Here is an 11,494-nt window from a genome sequence, read left to right on the forward strand (position 1 = left end):
CCGAGGCCCCCACGGACCCGGCACCCCCGGAGCCGAACGAACCGCCCCCGGCACCCGAACTGCCCAGCAGTCCTCTCACCTTCGAGCCGGCCACCTGGTACTCCATCGACAACGTGTGCCTCACCCAGGACATGGGCGGCGGCCAGCCCTGCCCGCACCTGAACACGGTGGTCACGGAGCCGCTGGTGTACTCCAACGGTGGGCAGCCGCTCATCGTGTGCTGGCCGTGCAACCGGCGGCGCACCTTCCTGTCCGCGGTGAAGCTGGACCCGCAGCCCGAGATGTCCTGACCCCCGGGCGGCCGGGGGGAACAGGTGTCCCGGCCGCCTCTACTCTGGGATCACAGGGCGACCCTCCGCCCTCCTGAGCATTGCCCCCCGAGGGACGGCCGCACGCAGCGGTCCGCCACCACCGATTCACTGGGCGCGGGGAGATCCAGGAGTCCGGGCGTCATGTCCGAGCCGACCACAGAGCAGGGCGGGCCGACGGCTGCCCGGAAGCACAAGCCCACCACGGACGCGGCCGCGGTTCCGGTCGTGGAGCCGACGCCCGTCACCGAGACGGCCACCGACGCCACCCGGTACGAGCCCTACCCGGGCCGCGAGTTCTTCCACGGCGGCCGCCACTCGCCCGTCTTCGTCGTGATGGCCGCCCGACTCGAAGCCGAGGGCTGTACCGACGGCCGTCACCTCGGCCCGGACTGGACGACCGCCCACCGCGACGCCTTCGCCACCTGGCAGCGCACGCTGCGCCCCAAGGAAGCCGGCGACGTGTCCGGCACCCCCGACGAGACCGCCTGGGACAAGCTCCGCGTCCCGCGCGTCACGCCCCTTCCCCAGCAGGAGAGCTCATCGTGAAGCTCGTCTCCCGATCACAGTGGGGTGCGCGCGCCTACCGCACCCCGAACGGGGCCACCCCGTACAGCGGCTCCCGCCGCGGTGTGAAGTTGCACTACCTGGGAACCGCCTACAGCGACCGCCCGCACGACAAGTGCGACGACTACGTCCGCCAGCTCCAGGCGCAGCACATGGACGGCAACGGCTGGTCCGACGTGGGCTACAGCTTCCTGGTGTGCACGCACGGCTACGTGTACGAGGGCCGCGGCCTCAAGCGTCGCAACAGCGCGAACGGCTCGACCAGCCTCAATGAGCAGGACTACGCGGTGCTGCTGATGGTCGGCTCGTCCGGGCTGACCAAGCCGACCGACGCCCAACTGCACGGGGCCCGGGACGCCATCGAGTACTGCCGCAAGGAAGGCCCGGCGGGCACCTGGCTCGGCGGCCACCGCGACGGCTACGCCACCGCCTGCCCCGGCGACGCCGTCTACGCCTGGGTCAAGGCCGGCGCACCCCGCCCCAGCGGCGGCGGCACGACGGAGCCCAAGCCCGCGGCGGGCGGCACCTACACCGTGAAGTCCGGCGACACCCTCTCCTCCATCGGCCAGGACCTCAACGTGCCCTGGCCCGACATCGCCCAGGCCAACGGGATCAAGACCCCCTACCGGATCACCCCGGGCCAGAAGCTCACCATCCCCAAGGCCGCCAGCACCCCCGCGCCGCCGCAGCCTGCCCCTGCCCCTGCTCCCACGCTCCCGGAGGGCGACGTGAAGCTGTCCGACCAGATCAGCCTGGGCGACTGGGTGAAGAAGCAGTGGCCCACCGACAAGGGCCTCCAAGACGGCCGCATCACCGTGAACACCGCCCTCGGCTCCGGCTACGCCCACAGCAGGCGTGCCGCCGACAACACCGACGACATCATCCGGCAGCTCGAAGCGCTGCGCACCGAGGTCGCCCAGCTGCGCGCGACCCTCACCAAGGGAGCCTGACCCGTGAAGATCTTCGGGAGAGAGCCCGTCTACATCCTGGGCTTCATCGCGATCACGCTGAAGCTGGCGTCCGCGTACGGCCTGGACGTCACCGCCGCACAGCAGGCCGTCATCATGGCCGTCCTGTTCTGCGCCGTCGCCCTCATCGAGGCGATCGTCCTGCGCACCGGCGCCGCCGCCGCGGCCATCGTGAACCTCGCCCAGGGTGTCCTGGCCCTGTTCCTCGGCTTCGGCCTGGACATGAGCGCAGAACAGCAGGCCCTGTGGATGCTGGCCGTCGAAGGCGCCGTGACCGTACTCCTGCGCCGTGAGGTGACCGCCCCGGTGCCGGAACTCGGCATCGAGCAGTCCAGCCCGCTCACCCGACGCGGCCCCACCGCGGTCTGACATGACCACCCGGCACGCGCGGCGTCGACTGGCAGCGACGCCACCCGTGCCCCCATCCCCCCACACCCATGAGGAGCGGTCCGGTGAGTGACCTGTCGGCCGTCGCCGTCCTACTGCCGGGCGGGGCCGGGGCCATCGTCACCCTCATCGTGCTGCTCATCCTCAAAGGCCATCTCGTCTCACGCGCCGTCCTCGAGGACGTCCGCAAGGACCGCGACGCCCGCATCGCCGAACTGGCGAAGGAAAGGGACATGTGGCGGGATGCGCACCGAGAGAGTGAGGCTGCGCGGATCGACGCGCAGAACCAAGTCGGCGAACTGGTGGAACTCGCGCGTGTCGCCGACCACGTACTGCGCGCCATACGAGGGGAGGTGCCCGGGGATGCGATGGATCAGTCGGTTGCTGCGCCGCCGTCCTGAGCCCGCCCCGAAGCACTCGGAGACTGCTGGGCACCGGGAAGCCAAGTCGGCACTGTCCCGGGCCCAGCAGGCCCGCCGGGAGGTGGAAGCGCACCGGCAGGCCGTCGCACACCTTGCCGCGCGTCTGGCACGTGAGCGGCAGATGAATCACTTCGCGGAGCTGTTCAAGTCCGCCATGGAGGGGGGTCGACACTGATGGGATGGGCGCAGATGGCAAACCTCGCAGCCTCGGGCCTCGTCGCCCTTGCCAGTCTCGTTTTCGTGATCGCCTACCACCTGCACGCCCCGTGGCGATCCACTCCGGTGGGCCGGCACCTGATGGGTTTCACCGCCGCGATCGGCGCGCTGGGCGCGTACACCATCGCCATCACCATCTGGCCGGACGGCATGGTGGCGTCGGTGCTGCGTACGGCCCGGACGGTGCTGATGGTCGTGATAGCGGCGCTGGTGATGCAGCGGATCCACATGATGGTCACCGCCCAGCACCGCGGCGCGCTCCTGAATACCCGTCCCCCGCACGATCAGCCCGGCCCGCCGCCTTCCGTCTGAACTGGAGTACGAACGATGACTGTGGTGAACGGCAAGCTCCTCGGGGGCGGGGACCTGCGGCGGGTGGAGATGCTGGCCCTGCTGGTCGACGTGACCGGCGCGCCGGCGGTCGGCTACGTCCCCTCCCAGGAGGGGGAGCTGGTCCGTCCGGTGTCGATCACACCCGGGCAGGACGGGGCGTGGACGGCGGACCTCACCCCGAACACGCTGATCGAGTCGACGTCCGGGGACACACTGTGGGCGGTGCAGGAGGGTCGGAAGCGGGACGGCGCACCGATCATTACGCACGTCCTGGTCCCGGAGTCGGGCGAGTGGTGGGTGGGGGATCTGCGGGTCGACCTGGGGGATACGCCCACTGGGCAGGGCAGCGTCGTCTACGCGCCCGGCCCGCCGGGACCCGAAGGGCCGGCCGGTCCCGCGGGTGCTCCCGGGCCGCAGGGAGAACCGGGCCCGCAGGGCGAGCCAGGACCCCGGGGAGCCGACGGGGCCCCGGGCCCAGCCGGGAACGACGGCGCACCAGGACCGGCTGGCACCGACGGCCAGCCGGGACCCGCGGGCGCGGACGGCCCCCAAGGGCCCACTGGTCCGAAGGGAGACCCGGGAGAGCCCGGCCCTGCCGGGCAGGACGGCGCGCCCGGGGAGCCCGGCCCCAAGGGGGATCAGGGTGAACCTGGACCCGCAGGCCAAGACGGTGCCCCCGGGGAGCCGGGGCCGAAGGGCGACAAGGGCGACCGCGGCGACCCCGGGCCCAAGGGCGACCAAGGCGATCCGGGCGAACCCGGACCTCAGCCGCCGCTCGGTGCAGCAGGCGCCGGCCCCACCATCGCCCTCCGCTCCACCGACCCGACCCTCACGGACGCCCGCACCCCCACCGCGCACGCCACCAGCCACGCCGCCGGCGGCTCCGACCCGGTCACCCCGGCCGCGATCGGCGCCTACCCGGCCGCCGACGGCAACACCCTGAACGGCTACGTCACCGACCTTCAGAACAGAGTCGGCGGCCAGTTCGGCCTGGAGAACCGGACCACCGCGGTGGAGAACCGGACCAGCGCGGTGGAGACGGGCAAGTTCGACAAGGTGGGCGGCTCCCTGTCGGGCAGCCTCACCATCAACACAGCCGCCGTAGGTGACGCGCTGCTCGGACTGCACGTCGGCGCGGAGACATTTGACCGAGCCCGGGTCACGCCCGACCGGATCGAGTGGGGTCCGGGTGGCGCAGCACGAGACACGAACCTCCGCAGGTCAGCGGCAAACGAGCTGACCACCGACGACGCGCTGATCGTCTCCCTGATGCTGCGGCACCTCGGCAGCACGCTCGGCTTCTACGGCGCGGCGGCGGTCGCACGGCCGACGGTGGCCGGCTCCCGGGGCGGGAACGCGGCCCTGGCGTCGCTACTGACGGCACTGGCCAGCCTCGGATTGATCGTCGACAACACGACGACCTGATGCTCGGGGTAGGTGTCGCACGGACGTACGATGACGGGCATGAGCACCCCCGCCCCTACCGCTGACCGTTCGAAGCCGCCTACCCCGGAGTGCGCACCGTCGCAGGTGGGCCTGTGTGCGACGTGTCAGCAGCCGTGCCACCGGTACGGGCTGGGCGGGAACCCCTTGTGCGTGCTGTGCCGCCGCGAGCTGGAGGAGCGGCAGGCCCGCCGTTGATCAGGGGGCGATCCGCCCGTTGGCGTTGAACGCGGCATGGGTGAGGGGCATCAGCTTCGCCCACTGGGCTTCCATGGCCTCGCCGACCATCTCGATCTCCCGCTGCGGGTAACTTTTGGTCGCGGCGTCGGGGTGGGTAGTGCGCAGCCCGAGGAAGTGCATCAGCGACCGCGCGTTGCAGGTGGCGTACATCGACGAGTAAAGGCCCACCGGCAGCACCGACCGGGCCACCTCCCGCGCGATCCCGGCGGCCAGCATCGCCTGATACGCGTCGTACGCCTGCCGGTAGGCATTCACCGTGACCCGCTCGGTCAGCTCGTGCTGCGCCTCGGTGCCTGCGGTGAACCGGTACTGGCCGGGCTTCCCCTCCTGGACCAGGCGCCGGTCGGGGCCGGGGACGTAGAAGACGGGCTGGAGCTCCCGGTAGCGCCCGGACTCCTCGTTGTAGGACCAGCCGGCCCTGTGTCGCATGAACTCGCGGAACACGAAGATGGGGGCGCTGATCAGGAACGTCATCGACGTATGCTCCCAAGGGCTGCCGTGTCGGTCCCGCATCAGGTAGTTGATCAGACCTCGATCCCGAGCCGCCTGCGGGTGCTCGACATCCGTGACCGACTGGTCCCAGGTGACGAGGGACTCGATGGACCGTTCTCCTTGGGTGGAGACGCGGGCGGCGAACAGGACGTCGGCGTCGGACGCGGACGCCTTGACGAGCTGCACGGTGACGTCGCTGCGGAAGGTCGGCTCTGCGGGCACGAGGGGCTCCGTTCGCGGGGAAGGGCGGTGCCTCTCAGTGTTCCGGCCCGGCGGCAGACTGTTCCCCCTGCCCAGTCGGGGGGATGGTGACGCGGAGACGGTCATACGCTCGCCGTGTGCTCCTCTCCGACCGTGACATTAATGAGGCGATAGCCGGCGGGCGGCTTGGTGTCAGCCCGTACGACGAGGCGATGCTCCAGCCCGCCAGCATCGACGTCCGCCTGGACGACCAGTTCCGGGTGTTCGAGAACCACCGCTGCGCGTACATCGATCCCGCGCTGGAGCAGCCGGACCTGACCCGTCTGGTACGCCCGGCGGCCGGGGAGGCGTTCGTGTTGCATCCGGGGGAGTTCGTGCTGGCTTCCACGTTCGAGGAAGTCCGCCTCGCCGACGACCTGGCGGCCCGGTTGGAGGGGAAGTCGTCGCTGGGCAGGTTGGGGCTGGTCACGCACTCCACGGCGGGGTTCATCGACCCCGGCTTCCAGGGGCACGTCACGCTCGAGCTCAGCAATTCTGCGACCTTGCCCCTGCTGCTCTGGCCGGGCATGAAGATCGGGCAGCTCTGTGTCATCCAGATGAGTTCCGAGGCGGAGCATCCGTATGGGAGTGCGGTGCGGGGGTCGCGGTATCAGGGGCAGCGGGGGCCGACGGCGTCCCGGTCGTGGCAGGGCTTCCACCGGACGGTCCTCCCGGCCCGGTAGGGTGCGGACACGACGGTGCCCCGCCAACTCGACTGGCGGGGCACCGTCGTCTGGTCGGTCATTCCACCGATGGGTCTACGCGAACATCATTCTCGGCTCGAACCGGTCGTAGGCCGTGCCCTGCCAGATCTCCCAGTCGGTGCTGACGTGCCCGGTGCCTGCTGCCTTCCCGCTGACGGCCCAGAACGGGCGCAGGCAGAGCACCTTCGGTTCCGTTCCCCAGCACCCCTCCTTGTGCGTCTCGGGGTAGGCGGTGTGGTCGAAGCGGCCGGGGCCGTAGAGGTGGCCGCAGCACGACACCCGCCAGTCGATGGACCGGTGGGTCTCGGGGACCCGGCGGCGGTCCATGTGGTCGCGGTAGTGGGCGTGGATGATGTGCTCGCCGTGGGCTTTGGCGGCGGCGAGGGCGGTGTACACGCCCAGTGTTTGATCGAACTTCTGCACGTTCCAGAGGTCGATGCCAGCGTCGCTCATAGTCTGCGTCCTCACTTCTCGGTGTCGCGGCTGGTGGTCTGGGCGGCGCGGATCTCGTCGACGGTGACGGTCTCGAAGTGCCACCAGCGTCCGCCCTCCCACTGCTCGATCTTCGCGGTGTCGGCAGGGCCGCCGCCGCCCAGAGTGGCGCGGATGAAGGCGTAGGTCTTCTCCTCGCTGGTGAACGAAGACGTGGCCTCCACCTCAGGGCCCGTAATGGTCACGCGCCACGGCTTCGACGGCTTCCTCGCGCTCATGGTCGGTGTCCTCACTTCTCGGTGGCGCGGTAGGAGGGCGGTCCGAGCCTGCGGAACAGGGAGTCCAGCTCTGCGACGAGGGCGGGAGCATCGTCCACGAGCGCGGCAATGCCGTGCGGCAGCGGCTCGTTGGCGTTGCTCATCTCGGCGGCCTCGGCAGTGGCCACCTTCACGGTCTCTCGGATGCGGTCCAGGTCCATGGTCGGTGTCCTCACTTCTCGGTGTTGCGGCCGGCGGGCAGGTGGGCGCGTCCGGCATCGGTCAGCAGCAGCGGTTTCCGCAGGCTGACCTCCGGGCCCCATACGGCCCACTTGTTGCGCACCAGGGCGTTGGCGGTGGGTCCGGTGATGCGTCCTCCGTCTGCGTGGACGGTGCTGTCGGCGAAGGCGCGGCTGCTGCGGTAGGCGCCACCTTTGGCGAGCAGGGTGAGCGCGGCGGCCTGTGCCTTCGTCGGCTTCGGGGTGGTCATGGTCGGTGTCCTCACGTCTCGGTGACGCGGTCGGCGGTCGTGGGGCCGGGCATCAGTTCGCGTGCAATGTGTTCGGCGAGGTGCTGCCGCATCTGAGCGAGGCGAAGCTGCGGCCAGTCAGCGGTCTGCTGGAACGCATTCAACGCGCTGTAGATGTCCCCTACCAGGCGCTCCTGCTGGCGGTGCTTCTGCTGCTCCTTCAGTTCGGCAACGAGCCGATCGGCTTCGGCGAGCCCGATCTTGTCCTTCAGGTAGTGGATGACCTGGTCCTCGGCGGAGATGGCCATGGTCGGTACCCTCACTTCTCGTCGGCGATGCGGATGTCGAGGCTGACGGCGTACACGCGGTCCCGGTCGAGGTCGTAGGAGCCGTGCCGGTTGTGCAGCTCCTTGTCGGCGTCGGCCTGGTGGTCGTAGACGGCGTAGCTTTCGGTTTTGTCGCGCAGGTAGTCGGTAGCCATTTCGCAAGCGTGCTCGGCGCTTGTGGCGATGGCGTAGATGGTGCCGCTGATGCGGTCGGAGTGGGTGATCGCCATGCTCGGTGTCCTCACTTCTCGGTGGTGCGGTCGGTCGGTTCGATGCCCCGTTCACGCAGGGCGGCGTACAAGGTGGTGCGGGACAGGCCGGTGAGCCGTGCGAGTTCTCGGACGTTCTCCAGGCCGTCCCGCCACAGTTCGGCGGCCACGTCCTTGAGCTGCACCGCGACGGAGGCGCGCTGGTCGCGCAGCTCCTCCGCGCGGTGGGACAGCTTCTCGCGCGTCTCGCTCATCGCTGCGCCGCCACGTCGGCCGCGTTGGCCATGTCGGTTTCGGTCTGCGGGGTGCCGCCACCATTGACCAGGACGTAGAACGCCGCCTCGTCCGCCTCGGTCGCGCAGTCTTTGGCCTCGGCCACCAGCAGCGAGCAGTAGCGCTCCATGAAGCGCTGCCCCTTCGGGGTGAGGCCGCTGTGCCGAACGTAGGGGCCGTCGGCGGTGTCCTCCGTGGTGTCGACGTGGTCGGTGGGGAGCCAGGTGGCGGGGATGGCGAACTCGCTGCCGAACCACATGACGGCGGTGGTCAGGCGCTGCTTGCCGTCCACGCACGCCCACAGCGCCTCATCCGTCTCGTACGGGATGCGGTCGGGGTTGGCGGCGATCCAGGCGTCGTTGCAGCGGTCGGCCAGGATGACGACGCCGGCGGGCAGTCCGCGCAGCCACGTCTGCACGAGGGCGACGCGCTGGTCCTCGGTCCATACGGTGCCGCGCTGGTAGGGAGCGTCCAGGGTGATCTCTCCCTCGCTGACGCGGCGGGCGAGCCAGCGGGCGCTCTGGAACGAGGGGTTGAGGCTGATGTGGTCGAGCGGTGCGAGCGTCTGTCGGGTCATGACGGCTCCTCTCTATGTCCATCACTGTACATGTCCAGCATTGAACATACAAGAGGGTTACCGGGACCCTTCCCGCGATCGGGCCCGCGCAGAGAATCGCTCCTGACGAAGAATCTGACGTTCCGTCACTGAATGGCGCGCGGGATCGGAGCGTCAGGTTCGCTATAAGCTCACATAGGACGAACCCGAACAAGGGGACCCTGTCTGACCATCCGTGGGACTGTGGTGGGCATGAGCCTTCAGACTCCCCAGATGGATTCCGTCGACTACACCGGCACCGAGCTTCGCGTCGAACAGCACGTGACCTTCATTGAGGACGACCAGGACGGAAGCGGTCGGCCCCGCCTGTACACCGGTCTGATCAAGCTGATCGGTGAAGAGCAGATCGTCATCGAGTCCAGCGGTCGACTCTTCCTGGTCGGCGGTCGGGAGGACAGGAACTTGAAGGCCTACTACTTCGCGACGGTGCTGGGCCTGCCCGGCGATCCGTACGAGGACTGAGCGCCTGGCTCTGGTTAATGTTCCTGAGATCGGCCGACGTCCGGTGACCGGTGCGGGCTCCGGGTAGAGTCGTTCCCGTGACAGGCGCCGGCGCGCGGAGATGGGCCTGGACCGCTCGCTCCTTCTGACAACCGCATCAGCCCTTCAAGGGGAACCCGGGGCCGCCGCCGTGGGACGGTGGGCGTATCGCCCTCACGCCCTGGAGGCCCCCATGGGACACCGCCCCTACCCGAACGCCGACCGCGCCCGCCGCTACGTCGACAACCGTCACGGCAGCTCCTGTCCCCGCTGCGGGCACCGGGCCAGTGTCCACCCGTACCGGCGCGGCCAGTTCGAGTGCGGCCGCTCCCGCGAGGGAATGCCGTCGTGCCGTGAGTGCGCCGCCCGGATCATGCGGCTGAGGAACGGGCCTCTTCCCGCGCTGGCGGATCTGGCCGCCGGCTTCCAGATGGTCATTCCACCGCTGCCGTCCGCGAACATCGCATCGGGGCAGGCACGGATCGGCAACCAGATCTCTGTGGCGGTGAAGGACGACACCATGTCCGTGGCGGACGCGGTCCGGCGAGGGCTGATCTCTGTGGATCGCTCCAGGCGACGCGCATAACGTGTGTTAAGTGCGACAGGGCTAGACTCGGATCATGACGGGCGACCTGATCTGTACGCACCCAGCGAATCGGCTGGCGCACGACCGCGAGACGCTCCGTGTCTACTGCTCGCGCTGCTACGGCAGCCTCACCCCTCCGCTGCCGTACCCACTCACCTACGGAGAGATGGCACGGGTAGGTCTCGGTGACCTTCTCCAGCGCATCTTTGACGAGGCACCCACTGAGGATGAGGGGTGCGTCGTCTTCGATCGGTTGATGGCGGACATCAGCCGCAACCTGGAGAGCGTGCGTTGACCGAGTACGCCGTTACCGCCCGGCCTCGCGCCGAACTCGCCGCGCCCGGCACCGCCGACCAAGCCCTCTACTGGCTCCGCGACACCCTCGGCACCGTCGCCCGCCGCGACCCCCGCACCCGCCGCCTCGGCCCCCGCCGCTACCGACTCGAACTCCTCGCCGAAGCCTGCGACCGCGACACCTTCCTCCTCATCACGTCCTGGCTCGGCTCCGAAGCCGTCCCCGCCACCACCTCCAAGCAGGCCTACGCCGACGACCTGTGCCTGTGGGCCGACGTCGCCCGCGAACTGGGCGGCCACGAACGCTTCCACGTCGGCGCCATCACCCCCGGCATCATCGAGACCTGGACCAAGACCCAGAAGGCACAGGGCAAGGCGCCGCGGACCATCAACCGGCGCCTGTCCGTCCTTACCGCCCTCACCCAGTACGCGGCATGGAAGACCAAGGAGGTCATCGCCTCCCCGGTCACCAAGCACGACAGGCCCAGGGTCGACCCCCGCGACGAGACGACCGCCACCCCGATCCTCGAAGTGCCCGAGTTTCAGGCCGTCGTCAACGCCGCCGCCACGCCGCGGCAGGCCCTCGTTCCCGTCCTCATCTACACACTCGCCGGCCGGGTCACCGAATGCTGCACCGCCCAGCTGCACCACCTGAAGACGATCGGCGGGCAGCGGAAGCTGGACCTCTCCCGCAAGGGCGGAAAGGGCCGCGTCTGGCCGCTCCCCGAGCGGCTGTGCGACCTCATCGACGTCGCCACCGCCGACCGCACCAGCGGGTCGCTGCTCCTGGACGACGACGACCGGTCCATGGACCGGCACGCCGTCGACCGGCTCCTGAACCGGCTTGGCAAAGAGGCCGGCGTCCTGGGCGGCCGGGACCTGACGCCGCACGTCCTGCGGGCCTCGAAGCTGACCCACATGCACGATGCGGACACTCCGGTGGAGGAGATCCAGGAGTACGCCGACCACGCGGCGATCGAGACGACGCTGCGCTACATCCGGCGCCGGGACTCGTCCGCGCGGAAGGCGAAGCACGCGGCGGCCGCGGTGAAGGTGTACGACCACCTGGTGGACCGGTTCGTCTAGACGCCGCTCGGCAGCGCCTCCCGCAGGTAGAGGGGCAGGGCTTGGCGTACGGCCGGGCCCGCCTCCCAGCCGTCGGGGAGCTGTTCGGCGGTGACGATGACGACCGGTCCGTCGTCCACGCGGGCGCTCGCCCGGAACGTTTCCGC

At 69.8% G+C, this 11,494-nt stretch carries 22 protein-coding genes; 13 read left to right on the forward strand and 9 right to left on the reverse strand.

Going from position 1 to position 11,494, the window contains the following annotated elements:
- The 8 genes from AOK18_RS10250 to AOK18_RS32950 all read left to right on the forward strand — a co-directional run.
- Window positions 1-290 (forward strand): hypothetical protein (locus AOK18_RS10250; protein ID WP_055694104.1); only part of this gene is annotated, 290 nt, incomplete at its 5' end.
- Between the two features lie 162 nt (window positions 291-452).
- Window positions 453-857 (forward strand): hypothetical protein, encoded by a 405-nt coding sequence (locus AOK18_RS10255; protein ID WP_055694105.1) that lies wholly within the window; start codon window positions 453-455, stop codon window positions 855-857.
- Window positions 854-1,825 (forward strand): LysM peptidoglycan-binding domain-containing protein, encoded by a 972-nt coding sequence (locus tag AOK18_RS30605; RefSeq protein ID WP_079104941.1) that lies wholly within the window; start codon window positions 854-856, stop codon window positions 1,823-1,825. Before AOK18_RS10255 ends, AOK18_RS30605 begins: the two co-directional genes overlap by 4 nt.
- Before the next feature lie 3 nt (window positions 1,826-1,828).
- The gene (locus tag AOK18_RS10265) at window positions 1,829-2,212 is read left to right on the forward strand and encodes a hypothetical protein (RefSeq protein ID WP_055694106.1); all 384 of its coding nucleotides are present in this window, start codon (window positions 1,829-1,831) and stop codon (window positions 2,210-2,212) included.
- Between the two features lie 83 nt (window positions 2,213-2,295).
- Window positions 2,296-2,631 carry a hypothetical protein gene (locus AOK18_RS10270; RefSeq protein ID WP_055694107.1) on the forward strand — a complete coding sequence of 112 codons (336 nt, stop codon included), beginning with the start codon at window positions 2,296-2,298 and terminating at the stop codon, window positions 2,629-2,631.
- Window positions 2,594-2,827 (forward strand): DUF7620 family protein, encoded by a 234-nt coding sequence (locus AOK18_RS35340; protein ID WP_420865591.1) that lies wholly within the window; start codon window positions 2,594-2,596, stop codon window positions 2,825-2,827. Before AOK18_RS10270 ends, AOK18_RS35340 begins: the two co-directional genes overlap by 38 nt.
- Before the next feature lie 14 nt (window positions 2,828-2,841).
- On the forward strand, window positions 2,842-3,180 hold the full coding sequence (locus AOK18_RS10275) for a putative phage holin (protein WP_240503126.1): 339 nt from the start codon (window positions 2,842-2,844) through the stop codon (window positions 3,178-3,180).
- A gap of 15 nt (window positions 3,181-3,195) precedes the next feature.
- The gene (locus AOK18_RS32950) at window positions 3,196-4,626 is read left to right on the forward strand and encodes a hypothetical protein (protein ID WP_157865065.1); all 1,431 of its coding nucleotides are present in this window, start codon (window positions 3,196-3,198) and stop codon (window positions 4,624-4,626) included.
- Between the two features lie 216 nt (window positions 4,627-4,842).
- Here AOK18_RS32950 and thyX read toward each other — a convergent pair whose 3' ends face one another.
- On the reverse strand, window positions 4,843-5,598 hold the full coding sequence (thyX, locus tag AOK18_RS10285) for an FAD-dependent thymidylate synthase (protein WP_055694110.1): 756 nt from the start codon (window positions 5,596-5,598) through the stop codon (window positions 4,843-4,845).
- Between the two features lie 116 nt (window positions 5,599-5,714).
- Between thyX and dcd the strand changes: the two genes are divergently transcribed.
- The gene (dcd, locus tag AOK18_RS10290; protein ID WP_055694111.1) at window positions 5,715-6,299 is read left to right on the forward strand and encodes a dCTP deaminase; all 585 of its coding nucleotides are present in this window, start codon (window positions 5,715-5,717) and stop codon (window positions 6,297-6,299) included.
- A 75-nt stretch (window positions 6,300-6,374) separates the two neighbouring features.
- On the opposite strand, the gene AOK18_RS10295 is transcribed toward dcd, so the two are convergent.
- From AOK18_RS10295 to AOK18_RS10330, 8 genes are read right to left on the reverse strand one after another with little or no spacing between them, the layout of a single operon-like run.
- On the reverse strand, window positions 6,375-6,773 hold the full coding sequence (locus AOK18_RS10295; RefSeq protein ID WP_055694112.1) for a hypothetical protein: 399 nt from the start codon (window positions 6,771-6,773) through the stop codon (window positions 6,375-6,377).
- An 11-nt stretch (window positions 6,774-6,784) separates the two neighbouring features.
- Window positions 6,785-7,030 (reverse strand): hypothetical protein, encoded by a 246-nt coding sequence (locus tag AOK18_RS10300; RefSeq protein ID WP_157865066.1) that lies wholly within the window; start codon window positions 7,028-7,030, stop codon window positions 6,785-6,787.
- 11 nt (window positions 7,031-7,041) lie between these two features.
- Complete coding sequence (locus tag AOK18_RS10305; RefSeq protein WP_157865067.1) at window positions 7,042-7,245, reverse strand: hypothetical protein; 204 nt, start codon at window positions 7,243-7,245, stop codon at window positions 7,042-7,044.
- Complete coding sequence (locus AOK18_RS10310) at window positions 7,242-7,499, reverse strand: hypothetical protein (RefSeq protein WP_055694115.1); 258 nt, start codon at window positions 7,497-7,499, stop codon at window positions 7,242-7,244. The genes AOK18_RS10305 and AOK18_RS10310 overlap by 4 nt, the downstream gene beginning before the upstream one ends.
- Window positions 7,500-7,510: 11 nt before the next feature.
- The gene (locus AOK18_RS10315; RefSeq protein ID WP_055694116.1) at window positions 7,511-7,786 is read right to left on the reverse strand and encodes a hypothetical protein; all 276 of its coding nucleotides are present in this window, start codon (window positions 7,784-7,786) and stop codon (window positions 7,511-7,513) included.
- 11 nt (window positions 7,787-7,797) lie between these two features.
- The gene (locus AOK18_RS10320) at window positions 7,798-8,049 is read right to left on the reverse strand and encodes a hypothetical protein (RefSeq protein WP_157865068.1); all 252 of its coding nucleotides are present in this window, start codon (window positions 8,047-8,049) and stop codon (window positions 7,798-7,800) included.
- Window positions 8,046-8,267, reverse strand: coding sequence for a hypothetical protein (locus AOK18_RS10325; RefSeq protein ID WP_055694118.1), 222 nt, complete (start codon window positions 8,265-8,267; stop codon window positions 8,046-8,048). The genes AOK18_RS10320 and AOK18_RS10325 overlap by 4 nt, the downstream gene beginning before the upstream one ends.
- Window positions 8,264-8,863, reverse strand: coding sequence for a DUF262 domain-containing protein (locus tag AOK18_RS10330; protein WP_055694119.1), 600 nt, complete (start codon window positions 8,861-8,863; stop codon window positions 8,264-8,266). The genes AOK18_RS10325 and AOK18_RS10330 overlap by 4 nt, the downstream gene beginning before the upstream one ends.
- A gap of 231 nt (window positions 8,864-9,094) precedes the next feature.
- On the opposite strand from AOK18_RS10330, the gene AOK18_RS10335 reads away from it, so the two are divergent.
- From AOK18_RS10335 to AOK18_RS10350, 4 genes are all read left to right on the forward strand, one after another.
- Window positions 9,095-9,364 (forward strand): hypothetical protein, encoded by a 270-nt coding sequence (locus AOK18_RS10335; protein WP_157865069.1) that lies wholly within the window; start codon window positions 9,095-9,097, stop codon window positions 9,362-9,364.
- A gap of 211 nt (window positions 9,365-9,575) precedes the next feature.
- Window positions 9,576-9,968 carry a hypothetical protein gene (locus AOK18_RS10340; RefSeq protein WP_055694121.1) on the forward strand — a complete coding sequence of 131 codons (393 nt, stop codon included), beginning with the start codon at window positions 9,576-9,578 and terminating at the stop codon, window positions 9,966-9,968.
- 34 nt (window positions 9,969-10,002) lie between these two features.
- Complete coding sequence (locus AOK18_RS32470; protein WP_055694122.1) at window positions 10,003-10,263, forward strand: hypothetical protein; 261 nt, start codon at window positions 10,003-10,005, stop codon at window positions 10,261-10,263.
- A complete protein-coding gene (locus tag AOK18_RS10350; RefSeq protein ID WP_055694123.1) occupies window positions 10,260-11,348 on the forward strand; it encodes a tyrosine-type recombinase/integrase in 1,089 nt (362 codons plus the stop codon). The genes AOK18_RS32470 and AOK18_RS10350 overlap by 4 nt, the downstream gene beginning before the upstream one ends.
- Window positions 11,349-11,494: the final 146 nt, after the last annotated feature.

Origin of the sequence: Streptomyces prasinopilosus, from assembly GCF_001419695.1 — a bacterium.
Classification (GTDB): domain Bacteria; phylum Actinomycetota; class Actinomycetes; order Streptomycetales; family Streptomycetaceae; genus Streptomyces; species Streptomyces prasinopilosus.

What these genes read in the sequence shown, in the direction of transcription:
- AOK18_RS35340 (WP_420865591.1), top strand. Translation starts at nt 2,594, where the DNA reads ATGCGATGGATCAGTCGGTTGCTGCGCCGCCGTCCTGAGCCCGCCCCG.
- AOK18_RS10340 (WP_055694121.1), top strand. Translation starts at nt 9,576, where the DNA reads ATGGGACACCGCCCCTACCCGAACGCCGACCGCGCCCGCCGCTACGTC.
- AOK18_RS10325 (WP_055694118.1), bottom strand. Translation starts at nt 8,267, where the DNA reads ATGAGCGAGACGCGCGAGAAGCTGTCCCACCGCGCGGAGGAGCTGCGC.
- AOK18_RS32470 (WP_055694122.1), top strand. Translation starts at nt 10,003, where the DNA reads ATGACGGGCGACCTGATCTGTACGCACCCAGCGAATCGGCTGGCGCAC.
- AOK18_RS10295 (WP_055694112.1), bottom strand. Translation starts at nt 6,773, where the DNA reads ATGAGCGACGCTGGCATCGACCTCTGGAACGTGCAGAAGTTCGATCAA.
- AOK18_RS32950 (WP_157865065.1), top strand. Translation starts at nt 3,196, where the DNA reads ATGACTGTGGTGAACGGCAAGCTCCTCGGGGGCGGGGACCTGCGGCGG.
- AOK18_RS10255 (WP_055694105.1), top strand. Translation starts at nt 453, where the DNA reads ATGTCCGAGCCGACCACAGAGCAGGGCGGGCCGACGGCTGCCCGGAAG.
- AOK18_RS10335 (WP_157865069.1), top strand. Translation starts at nt 9,095, where the DNA reads ATGAGCCTTCAGACTCCCCAGATGGATTCCGTCGACTACACCGGCACC.
- AOK18_RS10310 (WP_055694115.1), bottom strand. Translation starts at nt 7,499, where the DNA reads ATGACCACCCCGAAGCCGACGAAGGCACAGGCCGCCGCGCTCACCCTG.
- AOK18_RS10315 (WP_055694116.1), bottom strand. Translation starts at nt 7,786, where the DNA reads ATGGCCATCTCCGCCGAGGACCAGGTCATCCACTACCTGAAGGACAAG.
- AOK18_RS10300 (WP_157865066.1), bottom strand. Translation starts at nt 7,030, where the DNA reads ATGAGCGCGAGGAAGCCGTCGAAGCCGTGGCGCGTGACCATTACGGGC.
- AOK18_RS10275 (WP_240503126.1), top strand. Translation starts at nt 2,842, where the DNA reads ATGGCAAACCTCGCAGCCTCGGGCCTCGTCGCCCTTGCCAGTCTCGTT.
- AOK18_RS10330 (WP_055694119.1), bottom strand. Translation starts at nt 8,863, where the DNA reads ATGACCCGACAGACGCTCGCACCGCTCGACCACATCAGCCTCAACCCC.